A 22079-nucleotide genomic window follows, 5' to 3' on the forward strand; every position below is an offset into this window, starting at 1 on the left:
AGCAGCCTCAGCGGACGGATAACCGGCCGAGAGACACGCCTGATGAGCGAGCTTTTTTACAACGCTGTGCCGAACGCGACCCGTGTAGCCCCGCCACTGCCCGAGCCCCGGCAATACCCCAGCGAGAAACCGTCACGGGTCTACCTGTTCGGCACCTGCGTGGTGGATCTGTTCTACCCCGAAGCCGGGATGGATGCGATTCATCTGCTGGAACGCGAAGGCATCCGTGTCGAATACCCGCAAGGGCAAAGCTGCTGCGGGCAGCCGGCCTACACCTCGGGTTACACCGAGCAGGCCCGGACCGTGGCGCGCTCCCAACTGGCGTTGTTTGCCGGGGATTATCCGGTGGTGGTGCCGTCGGGCTCTTGTGCGGGCATGTTGCGCGAACATTACGCCGACTTGTTCAAGGATGAGCCGCAGACGTTGAAACAGGTCCAGGCCCTGGCCGCCCGGACTTATGAACTGGCCGAGTTCCTGCTGTTTGTCTGCAAGGTGCAGCTCATGGACAGCGGCGAACCGGTAAAAGTCGCGTTGCACACCTCGTGTTCGGCGCGGCGCGAGATGAACACACACCTGCATGGCCGTGAGTTGTTGGCGCAGCTAGGCAACGTGGAGCGAGTCGATCACAGCCATGAAAGCGAATGCTGTGGCTTCGGTGGGACTTTCAGCGTCCGTATGCCAGACATTTCCGGCGCGATGGTGGCTGACAAGACCCGATCGTTGAAGGAATCCGGCGCGCACCAGGTACTCAGTGCCGACTGCGGTTGCCTGATGAACATCAACGGCTCGCTGGAAAAACAGCAGGAAGCGTTGCGCGGCCAACACTTGGCCAGCTTCCTCTGGCAGCGAACCGGAGGTGGCCGATGAACGCTTCCGCGATTATTCCTACGGTTGCCGTAGAAGAAAATTTCCACACCCGGGCTCACGAGGCTTTGGGTGACAAGCAACTGCGAAATAACTTTCGCACTGCGATGGATTCACTGATGACCAAACGGGCAGCGTCCTTCAGCGATGCCCATGAAAGAGAACATTTGCGAGCGCTGGGCAATGCCGTCCGCGCCCGTGCGTTATCCAAGTTGCCCGACCTGCTCGAGCAGCTTGAACAAAACCTGACCCGCAACGGTGTGACAGTGCACTGGGCGGAAACGGTGGACGAGGCCAATGGCATCGTCTTATCGATCATCCGCGCTCACGAGGGGCGGCAAGTGATCAAGGGCAAATCGATGGTCAGCGAAGAGATGGAGATGAACCATGTCCTCGCTGAACAGGGCATTGAATGCCTGGAATCGGACATGGGCGAGTACATCGTCCAGCTCGACCACGAGAAGCCTTCACACATTATTATGCCGGCGATCCACAAGAATGCCGGTCAGGTCGCGTCCTTGTTCCACGACAAACTTGGCGTGGAATACACCAAGGACGTTGACCAACTCATTCAGATCGGTCGCAAAGTCTTGCGACAGAAATTCTTCGAAGCGGACATCGGCGTCTCCGGCGTCAACTTCGCCGTGGCCGAAACCGGCACCCTGCTGCTGGTGGAAAACGAAGGCAACGGGCGCATGACCACTACGGTGCCGCCGGTGCACATCGCCGTCACCGGCATTGAAAAGGTCGTGGAAAACCTGCGCGATGTAGTGCCGCTCTTGTCGTTGCTGACCCGCTCGGCCCTCGGCCAGCCGATCACCACCTACGTCAACATGATCTCCGGCCCGCGCAAGGAACATGAACTCGACGGCCCGCAGGAAGTGCACCTGGTACTGCTGGACAACGGTCGCAGCCAGGCCTTCGCCGACAGTGAATTGCGCCAGACCCTGAACTGCATCCGCTGCGGCGCCTGCATGAATCATTGCCCGGTCTACACTCGAATCGGCGGTCACGCCTATGGCGAGGTTTACCCTGGGCCTATCGGAAAAATCATCACCCCGCACATGGTCGGCCTGGCGAAAGTCCCCGATCACCCGAGCGCTTCGTCCCTGTGCGGTGCCTGTGGTGAAGTCTGTCCGGTGAAAATCCCGATCCCCGCCTTGCTGCGACGTCTGAGGGAAGAAAACGTCAAAGCGCCGGACAGCCCGCATCAAGTCATGCGCGGCCAGGGCAGCAAGTACTCGCGCAAGGAACGCTTTATCTGGAACGCCTGGGCCAGGCTCAACAGTTCGCCGACGCTCTATCGCCTGTTCGGCTTCTTCGCCACTCGCTTGCGCGCCCTCGCGCCGAGCAACGTCGGTCCGTGGACGCAAAATCACAGCGCACCGAAACCTGCTGCCCGCTCACTGCATGACATGGCCCGCGAGCATCTGGCCAAACAGGGAGACCGTTGATGAGTGCCAAGCAAACTATCCTCGCCAAGCTGCGCAACAGTCTGACGGGCACCACGCCGGTGCCTGACGAGTTCGACGTCGAACTGGTGACCCAGCCCTACACCTACACGCCCGAACAACGCATTGCGCAATTGCGCAAACTGATGGAAGCGGTGCACACGGAAATCCATCTGTCGTCCGGCGAAAGCTGGACCGGGTTGCTGGCCCAATTGCTGCGGGATCGTCAGGTGCCGAACCTGCTGATCGCGCCGACCACGCCTCATGGTCAAAGGGTCACTCAACACTGGGCGAAAAATCCCGGGCTGCCGGCGCTCAAAGCCTACGACCGTCCGGTTGAAGAATGGAAAGCCGAGCTGTTCAACGACACCGCCGCCAGCCTGACCACCACCCTCGGCGCAATCGCAGCGACAGGCAGTCTGATTCTCTGGCCGACGCGGGAAGAACCGCGCCTGATGAGCCTGGTGCCGCCGGTGCATTTCGCCCTGCTCAAGGCCAGTGAAATCCGCGACAACTTCTATCAGGTACAGCAGGAATTCGAATGGGCCCAAGGCATGCCGACCAATGCGCTGCTGGTGTCGGGCCCATCGAAAACCGCTGACATCGAACAGGTCCTGGCCTACGGCGCCCACGGCCCGAAAGACCTGGTGGTTCTGATCCTGGAGGACCAATGAGTCTACCGACAGCTTTTCTGCAAGATGCACAACGGCTAATTCCCCAGGCACGACGTTTCGATGACCCGTTGTCGACCCTGGCCTTCGGCACTGACGCCAGTTTCTACCGGCTGATTCCGCAACTGGTGATTCGTGTCGAGTCCGAAGAGGAAGTGGTGGCGCTGCTCAAACTCGCGCAACGGGATCAGGTCCCGGTGACCTTTCGCGCCGCCGGCACCAGCCTGTCCGGGCAGGCGATCAGCGATTCGGTGCTGATCGTTCTTGGGGATAACTGGAATGGTCGCGAAATCCGTGATCAGGGCATGCAAATCCGCCTGCAACCGGGCGTGATCGGCGCTCAGGCCAACGCCTGGCTGGCGCCATTCGGGCGCAAGATCGGTCCGGACCCGGCCTCGATCAACGCCTGCAAAATCGGTGGCATCGTCGCCAACAATGCCAGCGGCATGTGCTGCGGCACCGCGCAAAATACCTATCACACTCTGGCCGGCATTCGTCTGGTGCTGGCCGACGGCAGTCGTCTCGACACCGAAGACCCGACAAGCGTTGCCGCGTTTCGCGACAGCCACGCTGCGCTGCTTGAGCGACTGGCAACCTTGGGCCGCGAGACCCGCGCCAATGCCGAACTGGCTGCGAGAATCCGCCACAAATACCGTCTGAAAAATACCACCGGCCTGTCACTCAATGCCCTGGTGGATTTCGACGAGCCTGTGGATATCTTGAGCCACTTGCTGGTGGGTTCCGAAGGCACCCTCGGCTTCATCAGCGCGGTGACTTACGACACCGTGATCGATCACCCGAACAAGGCGTCGGCGCTGATTGTGTTCCCGGACGTGGAAACCTGCTGTAACGCGGTCACTGTGTTGAAAAGCCAGCCGGTGTCGGCCGTGGAACTGCTGGATCGCCGCAGCCTGCGTTCGGTGCAGGACAAACCCGGCATGCCGGTTTTCGTACAGCACCTGTCGAACAATGCCTGCGCCCTGCTGATCGAGTCCCGCGCCGCCTCGTCCACGTTACTGCACGAACAACTGACGCAAATCATGGCGTCGTTGACCTCGTTCCCCGTAGAGAAGCAAGTCGACTTCACCGAAGACCCGGTGGAAAACGCCCGGCTCTGGGCAATCCGCAAGGACACCTTCCCCGCCGTCGGCGCCGTGCGCAAAACCGGGACCACGGTGATCATCGAAGACGTGACCTTCCCGGTGGAACAACTGGCCGCCGGCGTAAACCGCTTGATCGAGCTGTTCGACAAACATCACTACGACGAAGCGATCCTTTTCGGACACGCCCTGGAGGGCAATCTGCACTTCGTCTTCACCCAGGGCTTCAACAACCCGGAAGAAGTCGCACGCTATCAGGCGTTCATGGACGACGTAGCGCAGTTGGTCGCGGTGGAGTTCGGCGGCTCGTTGAAAGCCGAACACGGCACCGGCCGCAACATGGCGCCCTTCGTCGAACTGGAGTGGGGCAGCGACGCGTATCAATTGATGTGGCAGCTCAAACGCCTGCTCGATCCCAAGGGCATTCTCAACCCGGACGTGGTGCTCAGTGAAGATCCGCAGATCCACCTCAAGCACCTGAAGCCACTGCCGGCCGCCGATGAGATTGTGGACAAGTGCATCGAGTGCGGCTTCTGCGAGCCGGTCTGCCCCTCTAAAGGCCTGACCCTGAGCCCGCGCCAGCGCATCGTGATCTGGCGGGACATCCAGGCGAAGAAACGTGCCGGGGTGGACACCACAGAACTTGAAGCGGCCTACGAATACCAGGGCATCGATACCTGCGCGGCGACCGGCCTCTGTGCTCAACGTTGCCCTGTAGGCATCAACACCGGCGAACTGGTGAAAAAGCTCCGCAGCCGCAACGCGACTCATACGAAAACCGCCAACTGGCTGCAAGGCCATTTCGCCACCGCGTTGCAAGGCGCACGCTTCACCCTGCACGTGGCCAACGGCGCGCGGATGCTGTTGGGCGCGCCACGACTGGCGAAACTATCAGCCACGCTGACGCGGTTATCCAAAGGCCAGGTCCCGCAATGGACCAACGCCATGCCGCAACCGGAAAAAGCCATTCGCTTCAGCCCGAGCGTGTCGGACGAGCGCCCTCGGGTGGTGTACCTGGCAGCCTGCGTGTCGCGGATCATGGGTCCCGCGGCCGGTGATAAAGAGCAGATGTCGCTGTACGACAAAACCCGTGGGTTATTGGAAAAAGCCGGTTACCAGGTGGTCTTTCCAGACAACCAGAACAGCCTCTGCTGCGGTCAGCCCTTCGCGTCCAAGGGCTACGCCGAGCAGGCCGAACACAAGCGCCAGGAACTGATCGGCGCATTGCTGCACGCCAGTCGCGGCGGACTCGATCCAATCTACTGCGATACCAGCCCCTGCACCTTGCGCCTGGTTCAGGACCTGGGCGAAGTTCGGCTGGACCTGTACGACCCGGTGCGTTTCATCCGTACGCATTTGATGGATCGCCTGGACTTCACGCCCCAGGACGCGCCGATCGCGGTGCATGTCACCTGCAGCACCCAGCACCTGGGCGAAAGCCAGGCACTGATCGATCTGGCGCGCAAATGCAGCAAAAACGTGGTCATTCCCGAAGGTATTCACTGCTGCGGATTTGCCGGTGACAAGGGCTTCAGCACACCGGAATTGAACGCTCATGCCTTGCGTACGCTCAAGGGTGCCGTGCAGCAATGCAGCGAAGGGATTTCTACCAGCCGCACCTGTGAAATCGGCCTGACCCAACACGGCGGAATCGACTACCACGGCTTGGTATATCTGGTAGACCGGGTGACTCGGGCGAGGGCGAACTGAAGAAAAATAGAACCCTGACGCGCCGCCGCAGTCCACTGATCAAGCCCCGCAAAACGCGGGTCTTCCCCACACTCGGCAGCCCGTCCTGATGGCCAGCGATGCCTGGACCCTCAGCTCAAGGAGATACACATGAAACGTTCTGTACTGTTAGGTCTGTTCGTTACTGCTTCCATGATGGCCTCCTCCTCGTTTGCTGTAGGCGATCTTTGCGACGTCAATCTGCAAACCATCAACAATGCCAAATCGCAGATTCAGGCGCCGGAAATGCAGGCCAGGGTAGAAGCCAGTGTCCAGCAAGCCAAAGCCCATCAGGCACTCGGCACGAAAGACGGCACCGAGAAATGCATCGCGGAAACTACCCAGACCATCCAGGAAATTCAGAAGGCAAGTGACGGCGGCAAGCAATAACATCCGCTCACGGCCAACCTTCGGGTTGGCCTTCTGAGCCACGTTGGCGTACACTGTGCTGGCTTGTTGCTCATTTGGATTCACAGAGCAACAGGCTCGGGGCCGTTTAGGATTCGACGCCGGTTGCGAAACTTTAGGTGCATGCCGAGTTGGTAACAGAACTCGTAAATCCACTGTTGCAACTTTCTATAGTTGCCAATGACGAAACCTACGGGGAATACGCTCTCGCTGCGTAAGCAGCCTTAGCCCTTCCCTCCTGGTACCTTCGGGTCCAGCAATCATCAGGGGATGTCTGTAAACCCAAAGTGATTGTCATATAGAACAGAATCGCCGTGCAGTACGTTGTGGACGAAGCGGCTAAAACTTACACAACTCGCCCAATGCACCCTGCCCGTCGGGTCGCTGAGGGTTAACTTAATAGACACGGCTACGCATGTAGTACCGACAGCGGAGTACTGGCGGACGGGGGTTCAAATCCCCCCGGCTCCACCACTTCATCATCTAAAGACGTCCACGGACGTCTTTTTTTGTGCCTGAAATGCAGCAAAATCAAGGGTTTAAGCGCTACTGGGCGCTGGAGAGGTTTATTGAGTTCCAGCCGTTTGGGTATTCCAAATGGTATTCCAAGCCATCCGGTGCTATTTTTTGGAATACCAAAACGGTGTCAGAGGTAGCTCTCATGCCTGCTCCAGCCCTTCGCCTTTCCGACCGCCAGCTCAAGGCAGTCAAGGCAAAAGACAAGGATTACGTCCTCAGCGATGGTGACGGCCTTCAGCTCCGAGTCAGGAGCAATGGCTCGATGCTGTGGAACTTCAACTACCGCGAGCCGGTAACCAAAAACCGTATCAATATGGGGCTGGGCACATACCCAGAGCTCTCGCTAGCGAACGCCAGGAAGAAAGTGGTGGAAGCACGCGAGCTGCTTGCACAAGGCATTGATCCCAAGGTGCAACGCAATGCACAGGACGAAGCCAAACGAGCGGAGACGGAACATACGTTCGAGAACGTGGCCACCGCCTGGTTCGAGCTGAAGAAGGACTCCGTCACGCCGGCGTACGCCGAAGACATTTGGCGATCGCTCACGCTGCATGTATTTCCAGACCTGAAAACAACGCCGCTCTCGCAAATCAGCGCCCCGATAGTCATCAAGCTCCTTCGCCCCATCGAAGCCAAAGGCAGTCTCGAGACAGTGAAGCGACTGAGCCAACGGCTCAACGAGATCATGACTTACGGGGTGAACTCCGGGCTGATTTTCTCTAACCCTCTCAGTGGCATTCGGGCGGTCTTCAAGAAGCCCAAGAAAGAGAACATGGCCGCGCTACGACCCGATGAGCTTTCCGAGCTCATGATCGAAATCGCGAATGCCAGCATCAAGCGGATCACCCGCTGCCTGATCGAATGGCAACTGCACACCATGACCCGTCCTGCCGAAGCGGCTACCACCCGATGGGCAGATATCGACTTCGACAAACGCATCTGGACCATCCCGCCGGAGCGCATGAAAAAGCGTCGTCCGCACACCATCCCACTGACCGAACAGGCACTCGCGTTACTGGAGGCGCTCAAGCCCCACAGTGGTCACAGGGAATACGTGTTCCCGGCAGATAGAAATCCGCGCACCCACGCCAATAGCCAGACCGCCAACATGGCGTTGAAACGCATGGGCTTCCAGGACCGCTTGGTCAGCCACGGCATGCGCTCCATGGCTAGCACCATCCTGAACGAGCATGGGTGGGATCCGGAGCTGATCGAAGTCGCGCTGGCGCATGTCGACAAGGACGAAGTTCGAAGCGCTTACAACCGAGCGGACTACATCGAGCGCCGGCGTCCGATGATGGCTTGGTGGAGTGAGCACATCCAAAAAGCGGCCACTGGAAACCTGTCGGCATCTGCGATCAATCAAACCAGGGACCACAACGTCGTGCCGATACGGTGAGCGCTGACCGGACGCCGCCAGTAACCGAACATGCCCCCTCAGATGGAGTGATGGTTGATTTGGCGACAGCGGCGACACCGGCGACAACCCGCGTAATACCTGGTTCTGCAGCATGGCGACAGAAGTGGCGACTGTCGCCGTTGCAAGCCTTGCTCTTGGGGCCTTTTCGACTAAGCCCACGCGAGCGGGGAGGCTCCGCATTCCCACTCGCATGGGCTCTGCGTAATTGCATCTCACTTGACCACCTAATTGCATTGCCACTGACCAGTCGTTTGCATTCACGCTGATCAGCCGTTTGCAGTTGATGGGTGTCAGCGGGTGCCACTCAGCGCGAGTGCGTCAGCCAAGCACTGAAGGACTGCAACCGGCGGCCAAAAGCGGTCCGTCAGCGCGGTTCTGGTTTCGCTCGATAGCGAATGCTCAAGCGACGGCATCGACATCCAGTACTCATGGCACCACCAGGCCACGGGGCTGGAGTCGCGGTTATCATTCCAAACCTTCTGCCGAAGGGCAGTGTTTCTGCAAACCTAAGCAGGGCTACACCAAGCCGACGCCTTGGCCTTCGAAGTAGGCAGGAAAATCCCGCCCAGGTACACACTAAGCCCAGCCGTCAAACGTTGGGCAACACCAGTAACAGGATGCGGTTTTCGCGTCCGCAAATCAAAAAGTGAAACAAGGAGAGTCACGTAATGCGCGTTATAGTCGATCCTCATGTTGGCTTCATAAGCTTCCAAGAAGCGGTACGCGCCGGGACAATCCAACTCGCCTTATGCGCAAGTCATCCAGAGCTGTATGTGCTGCATGAGACGCCAGAACCGGGCGTTCAACGACTTACATATGCGCTTGTCACTGGGTCATTGGCGAAGTCCTACGCCGTTTACGTTTTGGCTCAGCCGCTTGATGGAAAACCCTGCTTTAGGGTTGGCTACGCGACTGATGTCGAACATCGGGGCCAAGGTCTTGCGACAGAGGTCGTTCAGGCGAGCATCGCCGTGTTACAAAAGGACATGGCACCAAAACTCCGATCACCAGGCTTCCACGTCGAGGCGATCATTGGCGCTGACAACTTTGCTTCGCAGAAAGTCGCTGCACGGACTCTCAGTGACAAGCCTAAGAAAACGACGGACAAAGAGTCGGGGCAGCCAGGACTTCAATACGTGAAGCTGCTTGGCTGTTGAACTGTTCAAGGAAAATCCGCGGCACTCACAGCCCGCCTTGTCGCGGGCTTTCGCAGTACTAGGGTGTGGTTTACACATCTAGGCAATGGGAAGGAACTCAAGTGGCCAACAACATCAAAACCGAAGTTCAGGAAAGCGGCATGGTCGAACAAGTCCGAAAGGTTGAACTCGCCGACTTGGCGGCTGCTTTCGACCTGCCTGCGACGCGCATCCAGCGAGAGTTGTCACTCCTGGGCTGGGGCATGATTGTCAATGAGGCCATCCGCTTGGCGCATGCGGATGACTTCGATCGCAACGTTGGACAGCGGCGGATTATAGAGAGCCTCAAAGACCTCGATGTGACGCCAACCTGGGCGCATTTCGTAGAAGCCGCGAAGGAATTTCTCCCGCATCTCGCTTCGCGGTCGCCTGGTAATCCAACGAGCCCGCCTGACCGGCTGGTCGGTTATGTCTATGTCTTGTTCGATGGGACGACAGGGCTCAGCAAGATCGGACATACCAAGACGGCAGGTCGTCGCCAGCGCGCGCAGATGAGCGGCCATGGAAGCGCGGTAGTCAATGTAGTCAATGCCAAGGTTGCAGACTGCCGTGCGGCCGAGACGAAGTGTCACGAGCATTTTGCTCAGTACCGCACTGTCGTGGTTCAGCAAATCCGAACATCCATTTAAACGAGAGGATGCTCGCTAAATTGAGTATCAGATGGGCAATCAGCGCCGTATATGTTCTGCTGAATTGAAACGCGACGCAGCCGATCTCGCGTTCAAGCAAACTACAGCATCATCGAAGCTAGCCGTTAACCCGGAGTCTTTGTGGCTACATTACGCCGCTGGTCAACCAGATTTAGTAAGAGGGGTAGACGTCACACCGCAGAGCAAGGCGTGACGCCCGAAACAAGCGAAAAGTTGTTTGAGCCCCCCCGCCTCCACCGACAACGGCAAGCAGACGAGAGGTTTCTTGGATTAAACCAGAAAATCTTCCGTCAACTTAACCCAGCAATCTGCTCCCAACCGAACTAACTCATCGTTGAAGTCGTAGTGAGGGTTATGCACTGAGCAGCCATGATATTCCCCCTCGCCGTTGCCCAGCATAAAGTAACAACCCGGCACTTCCTGCAGCATCCATGCGAAGTCCTCGGTGCTCATAATGATCGGGGCGTTGCTCCGTAGCCGTTGCGGATCGAACAGTGGAGCAAGGCTGTTGCGAAGGATTTCGGCTTCAGCGGCGTGGTTCACTAGCACCGGGGCCAGTTGCTCTAGGGTCAATTCGATGTGCACGCCGAACAGTTGCTCATGGCCCTTAACAATTTGCTCAAGACTGACGCGGATTTTCGTCAGGGTTTCGAGGGTTTCAGTGCGCACGCCTATCAGCATGATGGCGTCATTGGGGATAATGTTGTAGACGGTGCCGGCCTGGACCATGCCGATGCTGATGACGGCGCGTTCGTGCACGGACAGCTGGGTCGCCTTGATACTCTCAATGGCGTGGGTAAGGCTTGCGATGACGCTGATGGGATTGATCGCTTTTTCGGGCATGGCGCCGTGGCCGCCCTTGCCGGCGATGCGCAGGGTTACTCGCGATGATGACGCCATGGTCGGGCCGGTCTGCACCAGCGCTGATCCCACCGGGTAACCGGGAGCGTTATGCAGGGCGTAAACGGCGTCGCACGGGAAGCGTGTGAACAGGCCGTCTTCGATCATGGCCTTCGCGCCACTCAGACCTTCTTCGTCTGGCTGAAATATCAAGTTCAGGGTGCCGCGGAAGTTGCGCGCCTTCGCCAGCCGATATGCCGCGGCCAACAGGATCGCGGTGTGGCCATCGTGGCCGCAGGCGTGCATGCGCCCTGGGATTTCGCTGGCGTGGGGGAACTGATTGTTTTCCTGCATGGGCAAGGCGTCCATGTCGGCACGCAGACCCAGGCGCTTTTCTCCTGGGGCGCCGCGCAGCACGCCTACCAAGCCGTGGCCGCCAATGTTGCGGTGCACTTCATAACCCCAGCGTTCCAGACAGTTGGCAACCATGGCGGCGGCCTCGGGGGTTTCACTGCCGATCTCTGGCCGGCGGTGCAGCCAATGACGTATGGCGACGAAGTCTTCTTGATGATCGTGGTTGCAGGTATTCATGGTAGATGTCCTCGTCTCTTATTCGCGACCGGGTTGTTCTTTGAGCAGCAGCAGGCAAGTCAAACTAATGGCACCACCAAAGTAGAGGTAATACAGCGGTGCGAAAGGTGTCTGAAATTCGCCGATTAACCAGGTTGCGATCAAAGGTGAGAAGCCGCCAAACAGGGTCACGCCGAAGCTGTAGCTGACGGCGCAGCCCAGCGCACGATTGCGACGCTCGAAGGATTCAGTGATCAGCGCAACGAAGGCGCCCCCGCCCAGGCAACTGGGAAGTGTCTGGATCGCTACCATCAGCATTGCCAAAGGCAGACTCTGAATGTTTCCCAGCACCCAGAAAGTTACCCAGGTCAATCCCAGGGAAACCGGCAGCGTGCACAGCAACAGCTTTTTGCGCAGTTGATAGCGGTCGGCTATGCGCGCCGCCAGCGGCGTGAAAAAGGCGCCGCAGGCCGCGGCCACACATGGAATCGCCATGGCGCTGCTTTGCGGGTAATTCAGGGTGGTCACGAGGTAGGCCGGCATGTAGAAGATAAATAAGTACATACCGATGGTGGTACTGGCCATCAGGCCGGTGGTCAGCACGATGTTGCGCAGGTCGTAACGCTCCCGCCAATTGGGTTTCTGCACCTTCTGACGAGGCGCTTCGAACGTTTCCGGCAGGAAGCGGCGAATATACCAACCGACCGGACCAATCACCAGCCCGAGCATGAACGGCAAGCGCCAGCCCCAGTCGTTCAGTTGCTCACTGGGGATGCTGGTGGTGACCACCAGGCCGATTGCCGCACCGAAAAGTGCCGCGTAGGCCTGGCTCGCCCCCTGCCAAGCCAGGTTGCGGCAACGGAATCCAGGCTCGCTGGACTCCATGAGAAACACCGATGCGGTGCCAACTTCACCGCCGGCAGAGAACCCCTGTACCAGGCGCCCCAGCACTAACACAAGCGTGCCGACGATGCCCGCCTGGGCGAAGGTCGGCGCAAAGGCAATCATCGCGGTACCCAAGGTCATCAGGCTGATGGTTAGACTCAGTGCCGCTTTGCGTCCGCGCTGGTCGGCGATGCGGCCAATGACTATTGCGCCGATTGGCCGCATCAGGAAGCCGATGCCAAAGGTGGTCAGCGACATCATCAGCGAGGCCAACTCCGACTGCGCCGGGAAGAAGTTGTGGGCGATGATCACCGCAAAAAAGCTATAGATGGTGAAGTCGTACATTTCCAGGGCGTTGCCTAATGCGCAGGCAATAGTGGCGCGCCTGGCCGTCGTGCGCGGTATCGCAACAGGTGCGTGGTCGGCCAGCGCTCCCTGAGCGGTTGGGCTGCTCATGCTGTGTCTCCTAGGTCGGATGAAGGGCAGCCGGACTATCGCGTAAAGGACCCAGCCGGGCACTTGCCTTTTCATAAGCGCATTACCAAAAATGCAATTTGATCGCCAATACCGCGTGCGGTCTTGGCCAATCCTGTGCGATATGCGCCATGACCAAGGACATACGCGCCTCGGATGGGGTGTTTTCGAAATCGTGAACGTGGTGCTCCGGCGGCACGGTCAACCGATGAGCAGTGAGAGAAGGGATTTCAGGGCTTTTTCACGCCGTTAATGTGTAAAACGTCATTACCATGAGGATTTGTAAATTCAGTACTTTGCGGGAACAGGTCGGCGATGGCCTGCAGAGCGTGGTAATTGGCACCAACTGACGCTTTTGACTGCAGGTGCTGCAGTTAACGGTCGCGCAGCACCCGTTTGAGGTTCAGCAAAAGTTCCCGTGCCGGTGTGGTCAAGGCATTACGGTCGATGCAGACCAGGAGGATTGGATAATCCGGAATGCTCTCGGCCACGCTCACTTGCACGATGTGCTTATCCAGACGATCAGGAAAAATACCGAGCTGCCCCAGTTCGCTCAGGGTAATAAAGGCACCGCTGCGTATGACCATGCGAATCGCCAGCACGATCGAGGAGCACTCGATAATCGACTGAGGCAAGTGAACGTCGTTGGACTCGAACATTTGGAAAAACTGCGACGAAGTATTATCTACCTCATCCAAACTAACCCACTTGGCGTGTTGCAATTGCCGCAAAGAGTGGGCATGGCGCAACGGATTGTCCTTGTGACAGAACACTCGCCCGCGAATCTGCCCCACCGGATCCCAGTCCAGATTCAGACGCATGGCGTTCTGTTGTGAGGTCAAGGCAAAGTCCAGGGAGCCATCACGAAGGCGATGAAGAATCTGGCCAGGGCGCAACTCCACCAGCTTGATTTTCATGCGTGGGTACTTTTCCTGGAATTGCGTGATGCATTCATCAACGCCATCGATCACAGCGGTCAGCGAGGTAACACCAATGGTGATTTCACCAACCGTGGCTTCGGTGATGTTCTCGGCCTCGGTCTGCAAGCGTTTTACGCTTTCCACTGCCAATTGCGCATGTCGGATCAGGCGTTTGCCTTCATCGGTAAGCGACATACCCTTGTAAGAACGTTTAAGTAGGCACACCCCCAGGAATCGTTCAAGTTCCTTGATCGAACGGCTCAGGGCTGGCTGGGTCACATGCAGTATCTCTGAAGCTTCTTGAATGCTCCCGCACTGATCGATGGCGACTAGTGCCCTAATTTGTTGCAGCTTCACTCACCACCTCTTTTTTGTTTTTTTTGGCTAAAGCAAACTTTTTGCCACGAGCGCACGCTCACAAAGGGCTCGCATGTTTAACTCAGTGGTTTGGCACGAGCGAGCATGAAATCGATAAAGGTCGACGTCGCGCGGGGGTGATGATGGTCGGGCATATAGAGCATGTACATGTGAGTGCCGAAGATACTCAGTCGCCACGCCTCCAACGCCGTGACGAGTGTGCCACGACGCAAGTCATCCAGCACCAGATAGTCTGGCACCAGCCCTACACCCAACCCGGCCAGCACGGCTTGCCGAAGAAACGGGAAGTTCTCAGAAATCAGTGTCGGTTCAAGCAACACCTCATGGCGTTCCTCGTTCAGGTAGGCGGCGACCCGTAATTGCCGACCGACCACCGCTGCAGTAATCACAGGCGCGGTGCGCAGGTCGGCAAGTTGTTGGGGCAGGCCATGTTCCAGCGCATACGCCGCAGAGACACAGGCAACGTAGCGCAACGCCCCCATGTCCCTGGCCACCAAATTCTGCGGTGGTTCCGACATAACCCTGACGGCGATATCGACTTCATCGCGCATTAGGTCTTCGACGCGGTTTTCAAACATTACGTCTAGCACGATACCCGGGTAAAGACGCTTGAAATCTAGAAGCCACTCAGCCATCACCCACTGGCCGTAACCGCTGGGCACACTCAACCGCACCCTGCCCTGCAGGCTCTGACCCAGTGAAGAAACCGACTCGTGAGCCGCAAGCAATTCATTGCGAATGCTCAAGCCGTGTTCATAAAGGCGCAAACCGATTTCGGTCGGCTCGATACGGCGCGTGGTGCGCCGTACCAATTGCAGGCCGATTGACTGCTCCAGTCGGCTCAGGTGATAGCTGACATTCGCCCGGCTGACCTTAAGCCGCCGCGCCGCTTCACTGAGGTTACCGGCGTCGATGATATCTACCAGCAAGGTGAGCGATTTCAGGTCCATCGTCATCACTGTCAAAAGAATTTGGACAGCCTGTCAATCAGGCCTCTGATTGTCAATGATGCTTTGCCTCTCGATAATCCTTGGAATAACAGCAATTCTTGCCACCTCTAGCGCGAGCCCTGCGCGAGACCGGAGTCAAAACCATGAGTGAGCCACTTATTTTGCGCCGTGAAGGCGCAGTGCTGGTACTTTCCAACAACAACCCGATGGCTCGTAACGCCCTTACTCCCGAATTTTACGCGGCACTGCCGCAAGCCCTGGCCGAGGCTCAGGCCGATCCGGCGATAGGTGGCGTGGTCTTGACCGGGGTCGGGGGTACATTTTGCGCCGGTGGCGATCTGCATCGACTCGCCTTGAGACGTGCGATGACGCCATCGGTACGCAGGGCCAACCTCGAAGGGCTACATGATCTGATCCGTGCAATCCAAAGTTGCAGCAAACCGGTAATTGCCGCCGTCGAGGGTGCGGCGGCGGGCGCCGGACTGTCGATTGCGCTGGCCTGCGACATGCTGGTGGCCGCCCGTAACGCTTCGTTTTCAGTAGCTTACGTCAAGGTGGGCCTCACCCCTGATGGAGGTGCAACTGCGTTTCTGTCCGAGTTTGTTTCACGGCAAGTACTCACCGAGCTGTGCCTGACGGGCGAGCGCATTACCGGCGAGCGTATGCATGCCTTGGGCGCGGTAAACCGACTGGTTGAGTCGGGAACAGCGCTTCCTGCTGCGATCACCTTGGCCGCCAGCATTGCCTGCGGTCCCCAGCGAGCAATGGCGCGTATCAAAACCCTTTGCCGCCAAGCCAGCGGAAACACGCTTGAACAGCAGTTGGAGTTGGAAGCTGAACACATGGTTAAGTCGATGGGGGATGACGAAGCAGCCGAAGGCATTGCTGCGTTCTTCGCCAAGCGTGCAGCAGATTTTTCGACCCTGCGGTCATCAATCACCCAAGATGCAGCCCATTCTTTGGCCCTTAAAGAAACAAGCAATTTTTAGTTCCGCATAGCGGAATTTACTTCCATAATATTGACCGCGACTTGTGATACATGCAAATATCTGAAGACATGGTGCACGTCGCGCACCTGTCCATCGATTGACCCAAAATTCAAAACAATAGGGTTTCAGAATGTTCAATCGTCACATGCCTCACTGGCCCAAGGATTTACCCCATCACCTGACGCTCCCGGCCACTAGCCTTTATTGCAACCTGGAGACTTCCGCCAGACGCTACCCCGACAAGACGGCGATCATTTACTACGACACGCTCATCACCTACGCTCAATTACTCGATGATGTCGAGCGACTGGCCGGCTATTTTCAGTCCCAGGGGGTGAAACGTGGAGACCGCGTTCTGCTGTACATGCAGAACTCTCCCCAATTCATCATCACTTACTACGCCGCACTGCGTGCCGATGCCTTGGTGGTGCCGCTCAACCCCATGAGCCGGCCCGCCGAACTCGAACACTACCTGGTCGACACCGATGGCGAGATTCTGGTGTGCGCCCAGGACCTCGAGCCCTTTGTCACCCCTATGATTGGCCGTTTCAAGCTACGCCAAGTGATCACCACCGCTTATTCCCAGTACCTGCGTACTCCCACCGACTTGCCGCTTCCGCCAGAGCTGAAAATCGCTGTTGAAACACCGACGCATCCTGGGGTAGTCGGCTGGCAGGAAGCACTCGACTCCGCGAAGCAGCCCGGCCCGCATCTCAGTGGCCCGACCGACTATTGCGTGATGCCTTACAGCTCCGGTACTACCGGTGTACCCAAGGGCTGCCTACACACCCATGCCTCGGTGATGGCAACCACCGTTCACCGGCAGACCTGGATCATGTGCAGCTGTGAAGATGTAGTGCTTGCAACACTCCCGCTTTTCCATGTAGCCGGCATGCAATCTGCGATGAACGGACCGATTTTCAGCGGCGCCAGCGTGGTCATAATGACCCGCTGGAACCGCGAGGTCGCTGCACAACTGGTACAGCGTTATCGCGTCAGTACCTGGATGCTGATCGTCACCATGGCGGTGGATTTTCTGACTCAAGACAACATCGAGCATTACGATCTTTCCAGCCTGAAGAACATTGGCGGCGGAGGCGCTGCAATGCCCGGCCCGATCAAGGAAAAGCTCAAACGATTGTCGGGGCTGGAATACATCGAGGGTTATGGCTTGTCGGAAACCATGGCCGCCACCCACATGAACCCCAAGACACGCAGTAAATCTCAATGTCTGGGCATTCCGACGTTTGATGTGGATTCGCGGGTCATCGACAGCAGTACTGGCGAAGAGCTGGCGGCCAACAAGGTGGGAGAAATCATCTGCCATGGCCCGCAGGTATTCAAAGGCTACTGGAAGCTGCCCGATGAGACCGAGAAAGCCTTTATCGAACTGGATGGCAAGCGTTTTTTGCGTACCGGCGATCTCGGTTATTACGACGAAGACGGCTACTTTTTCCTGGTCGACAGGATCAAGCGAATGATCAATACCTCGGGCTATAAGGTCTGGCCATCCGAAGTGGAAAGCCTGATGTACCGACATCCGGCGATCAACCTCTGCTGCGTTATCTCCTCCCCAGATCCACGCCGGGGAGAAACCGTGAAGGCCCTGGTGACTCTGCACCCAGGACACAAGGACACCAGCGCAGCCGCCATCATTGATTGGTGCAAGGCCAATATGGCGGCCTACAAAGTGCCCTCAGCCATCGAATTTCACGCGCAATTACCGCAGTCCGCCGCGGGCAAGCTGCTCTGGCGCCAGTTGCAGGACGAAGAATGGTCCCGGTGCGCAGCAATGAACCCATAACGTTCGCAGAGCGATCACACCCCATTTCTTGAAGAGGACTAGATTGATGTCTGACGTAGTTATCGTCTCCACCGCACGCACAGCGTTAGGAAAATCTTACCGTGGCGCCCTGAACAATACCCACAGCATTGACCTGGCCGGCCATGTGATTCGCCATGCCGTGGCCCGCGCCGGGATAGATCCGCTGCTGATTGAGGATGTGATAATCGGCGCAACCTTCCATGAAGGCGCCCAGGGCAAAAACATGGCGCGCCTGGCGGCCATTCGCGGTGGGCTGTCCACCGCCACCGCAGGCCTTTCGATCAATCGTTTTTGCAGCTCCGGCCTGCAAGCCATTGCCCTGGCCGCCCAGCGCATTGCGTCGGAGAAGGTACCGGCGATGATTGCTGGCGGAGTGGAATCTATCAGCCTGCTGCAAAACGACAAACTCAACGTTTATTGCGGCCCTAACCCGTGGCTGGCGGAGCACAAGCCTGAGCTCTATCTGTCGATGATTGAAACCGCCGATATCGTAGCCCGCCGCTACGGCATCAGCCGTGAAGCGCAGGACGAGTACGCCCTGCTCAGCCAACAGCGCACCGCCGCCGCGCAAGCCGGTGGCCTGTTCGATGATGAAATCGTCCCGTTCACTACCCAGATGCTGGTCAAGGACAAGCACAGCGGCGAAGTCAGCGAACACACCGTGACTCTAACCCAAGACGAGTGCAACCGCCCGTCGACCACTCTGGAGGGCCTCACCCTGTTGGAGCCCGTGCGCGGTGCCGGCCAGTTTGTCACCGCCGGCAATGCCAGCCAGCTCTCCGACGGTGCATCAGTCTGCCTGGTCATGGACAGCCTGTATGCCGAACGCAACAATGTGGAACCGCTAGGCATCTTCCGTGGCTTTGCGGTTGCCGGTTGCGAACCAGACGAAATGGGGATCGGTCCGGTCTACGCGATTCCGCGCCTGCTACAACGCAATGGCCTGAAAATCGAGGATATCGATCTGTGGGAGCTCAACGAAGCTTTTGCCTCGCAAGTAATTTATTGCCGTGAGCGCCTGGGCATTCCCTTGGAAAAAATGAACGTCAATGGCGGTTCAATCTCCATCGGCCACCCTTACGGCGTGACCGGCTCTCGGCTGACTGGACATGCCTTGATCGAAGGCAAACGGCGCGGTGCGAAGTATGTGGTGGTGACCATGTGCATCGGTGGCGGGCAAGGAGCAGCCGGGTTGTTTGAAGTCGTCTGACCCCTCCTTCTTATAGATGGTTATAGATGTTCCTCTGTGTGAGAGCGGCTTTGCCCGCTCTCACACAGAGGAATTACATCGTTTTGTAGCTTCAGGTTCATTCGAGCCGCTCAATCACACAAGCGATGCCCTGGCCAATTCCGATGCACAGACTCACCACCCCAAAGCGCCCTTTCTGGCGCTCCAGGCTGCGCATGGCAGTCAAAACCAATCGCGCACCGGAAGCGCCCAGCGGGTGGCCAATGGCAATCGCGCCGCCTTGGGCATTCAAGCGCGGATCGTCGAACGCCAGGCCTAGTTCCTTGGCGCAACCCAGTACCTGCGATGCGAAGGCTTCATTGATTTCGATCACGTCCATGTCGGCCAGGCTCAGCCCGGTACGCTTCAACACCTTGCGGATCGCAGGCACGGGACCAAGCCCCATCACCCGAGGGGAAACCCCGCTCACCGCCCCAGCCACTATTCGCGCCCGGGGCTTCACGCCGTAACGCTCACCGATGACCCGGTTACCCAGGATCAGTGCTGCCGCCCCGTCGTTAACCCCCGAAGCATTGCCGGCCGTGACTACACCACCCTCGAACAGTGCACCCAAGCGGGCCAGTGCTGCCTCGTCAGTGGCCGGGCGCGGATGCTCATCGGCTATCACCCACTTCGGTGGTAACTTGCGTCCCTGAGATACCTGGACCGGCATCATCTCCCCCGCATAGAAACCTTCGACCAACGCCTTGGCATATAAAGCCTGACTACGGGAAGCAAACGCATCGCTGTCGGCACGGCTGATGCCCAAGTCGCGGGCGATGTTATCAGCGGTCTCTGGCATGGTGTCGGCACCGAACTGTGCCTCGATGAGCGGGTTCGGGAAGCGTGCACCAATACTGCTGTCGAACACTTGGACCGCACGGGAAAAAGCCGCCTCGCTCTTAGCTACCACGAAGGGCGCGCGGCTCATGCTCTCCGTGCCTCCCGCGACAAACAACTGGCCCTCGTCACAACGGATCATTCGGTTGACATCGAGAACCGCCGCCAGCCCCGAACCGCACAAGCGATTGACGGTCAGACCGCCCGTAGTCAGCGCCAGCCCCCCTAGTAGCGCAGCATGGCGAGCGACATTTCGTGCATCTTCACCGGCCTGGCAGGCGCAGCCCATCACCACATCTTCATAGTCATCAAGGGCGAACGGGCTGCGGTCCACCAGCGCGCGAATGACCTCGCCCAACAAGTCATCGGGGCGCACTGTCGCAAGTGCTCCGGCGCTACGGCCGAAAGGAGTACGCAAACCATCATAGATGTAACCAGCCATGCTTATTGCTCCTGCACAGCAATGGGACGATCAGGGGTGTGCAAGCTCAGGCCCAACTGGACCCGACGGCGTAGCCAGGGGGTGGGGCGATAACGTGGCTCTTCGTAGCAGGCATGAACGCCACGCAGAACCGTCAGGATATTTTCCGCACCATAGAACTCGGCGAAGCCCAGCGGGCCACGGGGGTAACCCAGTGCCAACATCACCGCACGCTCAAGGGTGGCCGGCGTGGCAATTTCGCGCTGGACGATTTCCGCCCCCAGGTTCACCACGCTGGCCACTACCCGCTGAATGACGAATCCTGGCGAATCATTGATCACGTCCACCGGCACACCGCTGCTGCCCAATGCCTGGACGGCCTGGGCCTCCAACGCCGGGTCGAGCGCGGGTTGACGCATCAGTACCAGGCGTTTGGAAAAGTCGCAGAAGGTATCCAGGGCCAGGGTCCGCTCGGCCGGCAGGCCAACGCGTGCAATCACACTGCTCGCGTCCTCTCCCAACGGCGTGATCAGGCAGATCGCTTCGGCAGACGGCTGCGCGGCATCTTCAAGCGGTGCCCCTGCGGCAGCGAGGAGGGCTACCACTGCGGCGCGCACTTCAGGACTCTGGCTGTCGAGCCAGAATGAACGGTCGACCGAGACAACCGCCCGTGTTGGCTCAGGCAGTTGAATCTGCCGACCATCAACATAGCGATAGAAACCACGCCCCTCACTCTTTCGCCCAAGCAACCCGCCGGCCACCCGCTGAGCTGCCACGTAGGACGGGGTGTAGCGCGGATCGCTATAGAACTGCTCGTAGATCGACTCCATGACAGCATGAGAAATGTCCAGCCCGGTCAGATCGAACAGCTCGAAAGGTCCCATACGAAACCCTGGGCCGTCACGCAGGATACGGTCAATCTGTTGAAAACTGGCAATACCCTCGCTGAGTATGCGCAAGGCTTCAGTGCCATAGGCGCGGCCAGCATGGTTGACCAGAAAACCCGGAGTGTCCGGCGTTTCTGCCGGGAAGTGGCCAGCGGCGTCCGCCAAGGCTGAAAGGCGCTCCACCACTTGCGGGTGTGTACGCTCACCACGCACCACCTCGACGATCTTCATTTTGGGCACCGGGTTGAAGAAGTGAAACCCCGCGACCCGCTCAGGGTATCGGCAGCCACTGGCGATCCGGGTGACGGACAACGACGAGGTGTTCGTTGCCAAAACAGCAGTTGGCGCGACGATCGCTTCCAACTGACGAAACAGCCCGCGTTTGGCTTCAAGATTCTCGACAATCGCTTCAATCAACAAATCACAACCGGCCAGCGCTTCCAGTCTGTCGGCCGGCTGCATCCGCGCCAGGGTCTGCGTCAGTTGCGTGGCGCTAAGCTTGCCCTTGGCAGTCGAGCGCTCGAGTAACTCTCGGTTGAAGCTCAGTGCCTGCTCGACCGCCTCGGGATGCACGTCGTATAGCAACACCTCGCAGCCTGCCGACGCAAGCACCTGAACAATGCCGCGCCCCATGACGCCACTACCAATCACACCGATACGTGAAAACATATTTTCTCCGAATTAATGTTTCGCTGTGCAGTATCAAATTTCATAATGACCGATTTATCAAAGTAATGATCTATTGTTTTTTATAAATTTAAACAAACGCGGAACTCGCCATGCCGATATGACAGGTTTCCTGTAGTTACCGACTCGAATAGGGCCAGGCATGCGCAGTCATTGGAATGGATGCGCTAGCGGAACA

17 protein-coding genes and 1 other RNA gene are annotated in these 22079 nt (G+C 58.2%); 12 read left to right on the top strand and 6 right to left on the bottom strand.

Going from position 1 to position 22079, the window contains the following annotated elements:
- The first annotated feature begins 42 nt into the window (after positions 1-42).
- The 9 genes from ACA067_RS28480 to ACA067_RS28520 all read left to right on the top strand — a co-directional run bounded on the left by ACA067_RS28480 (position 43) and on the right by ACA067_RS28520 (position 9986).
- On the top strand, positions 43-867 hold the full coding sequence (locus tag ACA067_RS28480) for a (Fe-S)-binding protein (protein ID WP_497459505.1): 825 nt from the start codon (positions 43-45) through the stop codon (positions 865-867).
- A complete protein-coding gene (locus ACA067_RS28485) occupies positions 864-2318 on the top strand; it encodes a LutB/LldF family L-lactate oxidation iron-sulfur protein (protein ID WP_497459506.1) in 1455 nt (484 codons plus the stop codon). Before ACA067_RS28480 ends, ACA067_RS28485 begins: the two co-directional genes overlap by 4 nt.
- Positions 2318-2989 (top strand): LutC/YkgG family protein, encoded by a 672-nt coding sequence (locus ACA067_RS28490; protein WP_497459507.1) that lies wholly within the window; start codon positions 2318-2320, stop codon positions 2987-2989. The genes ACA067_RS28485 and ACA067_RS28490 overlap by 1 nt, the downstream gene beginning before the upstream one ends.
- Entirely contained in the window at positions 2986-5796 is a 2811-nt protein-coding gene (locus ACA067_RS28495) for an FAD-binding and (Fe-S)-binding domain-containing protein (RefSeq protein ID WP_497459508.1), read from the top strand. The genes ACA067_RS28490 and ACA067_RS28495 overlap by 4 nt, the downstream gene beginning before the upstream one ends.
- A gap of 129 nt (positions 5797-5925) precedes the next feature.
- Positions 5926-6204 (top strand): PA2433 domain-containing protein, encoded by a 279-nt coding sequence (locus ACA067_RS28500; RefSeq protein ID WP_497459509.1) that lies wholly within the window; start codon positions 5926-5928, stop codon positions 6202-6204.
- A gap of 98 nt (positions 6205-6302) precedes the next feature.
- Positions 6303-6696, top strand: a transfer-messenger RNA (tmRNA) gene (ssrA, locus tag ACA067_RS28505).
- A 187-nt stretch (positions 6697-6883) separates the two neighbouring features.
- Positions 6884-8140, top strand: coding sequence for an integrase domain-containing protein (locus ACA067_RS28510; protein ID WP_497462860.1), 1257 nt, complete (start codon positions 6884-6886; stop codon positions 8138-8140).
- A gap of 689 nt (positions 8141-8829) precedes the next feature.
- Positions 8830-9318 (top strand): GNAT family N-acetyltransferase, encoded by a 489-nt coding sequence (locus tag ACA067_RS28515; RefSeq protein ID WP_497459510.1) that lies wholly within the window; start codon positions 8830-8832, stop codon positions 9316-9318.
- 101 nt (positions 9319-9419) lie between these two features.
- Positions 9420-9986 (top strand): GIY-YIG nuclease family protein, encoded by a 567-nt coding sequence (locus tag ACA067_RS28520; protein WP_497459511.1) that lies wholly within the window; start codon positions 9420-9422, stop codon positions 9984-9986.
- A 291-nt stretch (positions 9987-10277) separates the two neighbouring features.
- Here ACA067_RS28520 and ACA067_RS28525 read toward each other — a convergent pair whose 3' ends face one another.
- The 4 genes from ACA067_RS28525 to ACA067_RS28540 all read right to left on the bottom strand — a co-directional run bounded on the left by ACA067_RS28525 (position 10278) and on the right by ACA067_RS28540 (position 15024).
- Positions 10278-11438: an amidohydrolase gene (locus ACA067_RS28525; RefSeq protein ID WP_497459512.1), complete on the bottom strand. Its 1161-nt coding sequence runs from the start codon at positions 11436-11438 to the stop codon at positions 10278-10280.
- An 18-nt stretch (positions 11439-11456) separates the two neighbouring features.
- On the bottom strand, positions 11457-12758 hold the full coding sequence (locus ACA067_RS28530) for an MFS transporter (RefSeq protein ID WP_497459513.1): 1302 nt from the start codon (positions 12756-12758) through the stop codon (positions 11457-11459).
- Between the two features lie 392 nt (positions 12759-13150).
- Positions 13151-14053, bottom strand: coding sequence for a LysR family transcriptional regulator (locus tag ACA067_RS28535; protein WP_497459514.1), 903 nt, complete (start codon positions 14051-14053; stop codon positions 13151-13153).
- 77 nt (positions 14054-14130) lie between these two features.
- On the bottom strand, positions 14131-15024 hold the full coding sequence (locus ACA067_RS28540) for a LysR family transcriptional regulator (RefSeq protein ID WP_497459515.1): 894 nt from the start codon (positions 15022-15024) through the stop codon (positions 14131-14133).
- 143 nt (positions 15025-15167) lie between these two features.
- Between ACA067_RS28540 and ACA067_RS28545 the strand changes: the two genes are divergently transcribed.
- From ACA067_RS28545 to ACA067_RS28555, 3 genes are all read left to right on the top strand, one after another.
- Positions 15168-16013 (top strand): oxepin-CoA hydrolase, alternative type, encoded by an 846-nt coding sequence (locus ACA067_RS28545; RefSeq protein ID WP_497459516.1) that lies wholly within the window; start codon positions 15168-15170, stop codon positions 16011-16013.
- 130 nt (positions 16014-16143) lie between these two features.
- Positions 16144-17817 carry a long-chain-fatty-acid--CoA ligase gene (locus ACA067_RS28550; protein ID WP_497459517.1) on the top strand — a complete coding sequence of 558 codons (1674 nt, stop codon included), beginning with the start codon at positions 16144-16146 and terminating at the stop codon, positions 17815-17817.
- A gap of 46 nt (positions 17818-17863) precedes the next feature.
- Positions 17864-19048: an acetyl-CoA C-acyltransferase gene (locus ACA067_RS28555; RefSeq protein ID WP_497459518.1), complete on the top strand. Its 1185-nt coding sequence runs from the start codon at positions 17864-17866 to the stop codon at positions 19046-19048.
- A gap of 97 nt (positions 19049-19145) precedes the next feature.
- On the opposite strand, the gene ACA067_RS28560 is transcribed toward ACA067_RS28555, so the two are convergent.
- Together ACA067_RS28560 and ACA067_RS28565 are read right to left on the bottom strand one after the other, a co-directional pair.
- Positions 19146-20348, bottom strand: coding sequence for a 3-oxoadipyl-CoA thiolase (locus ACA067_RS28560; protein WP_497459519.1), 1203 nt, complete (start codon positions 20346-20348; stop codon positions 19146-19148).
- Positions 20349-20350: 2 nt separating this feature from the next.
- A complete protein-coding gene (locus ACA067_RS28565; RefSeq protein WP_497459520.1) occupies positions 20351-21883 on the bottom strand; it encodes a 3-hydroxyacyl-CoA dehydrogenase in 1533 nt (510 codons plus the stop codon).
- Positions 21884-22079 lie beyond the last annotated feature (196 nt).

Source organism: Pseudomonas sp. LBUM1674, from assembly GCF_059695635.1.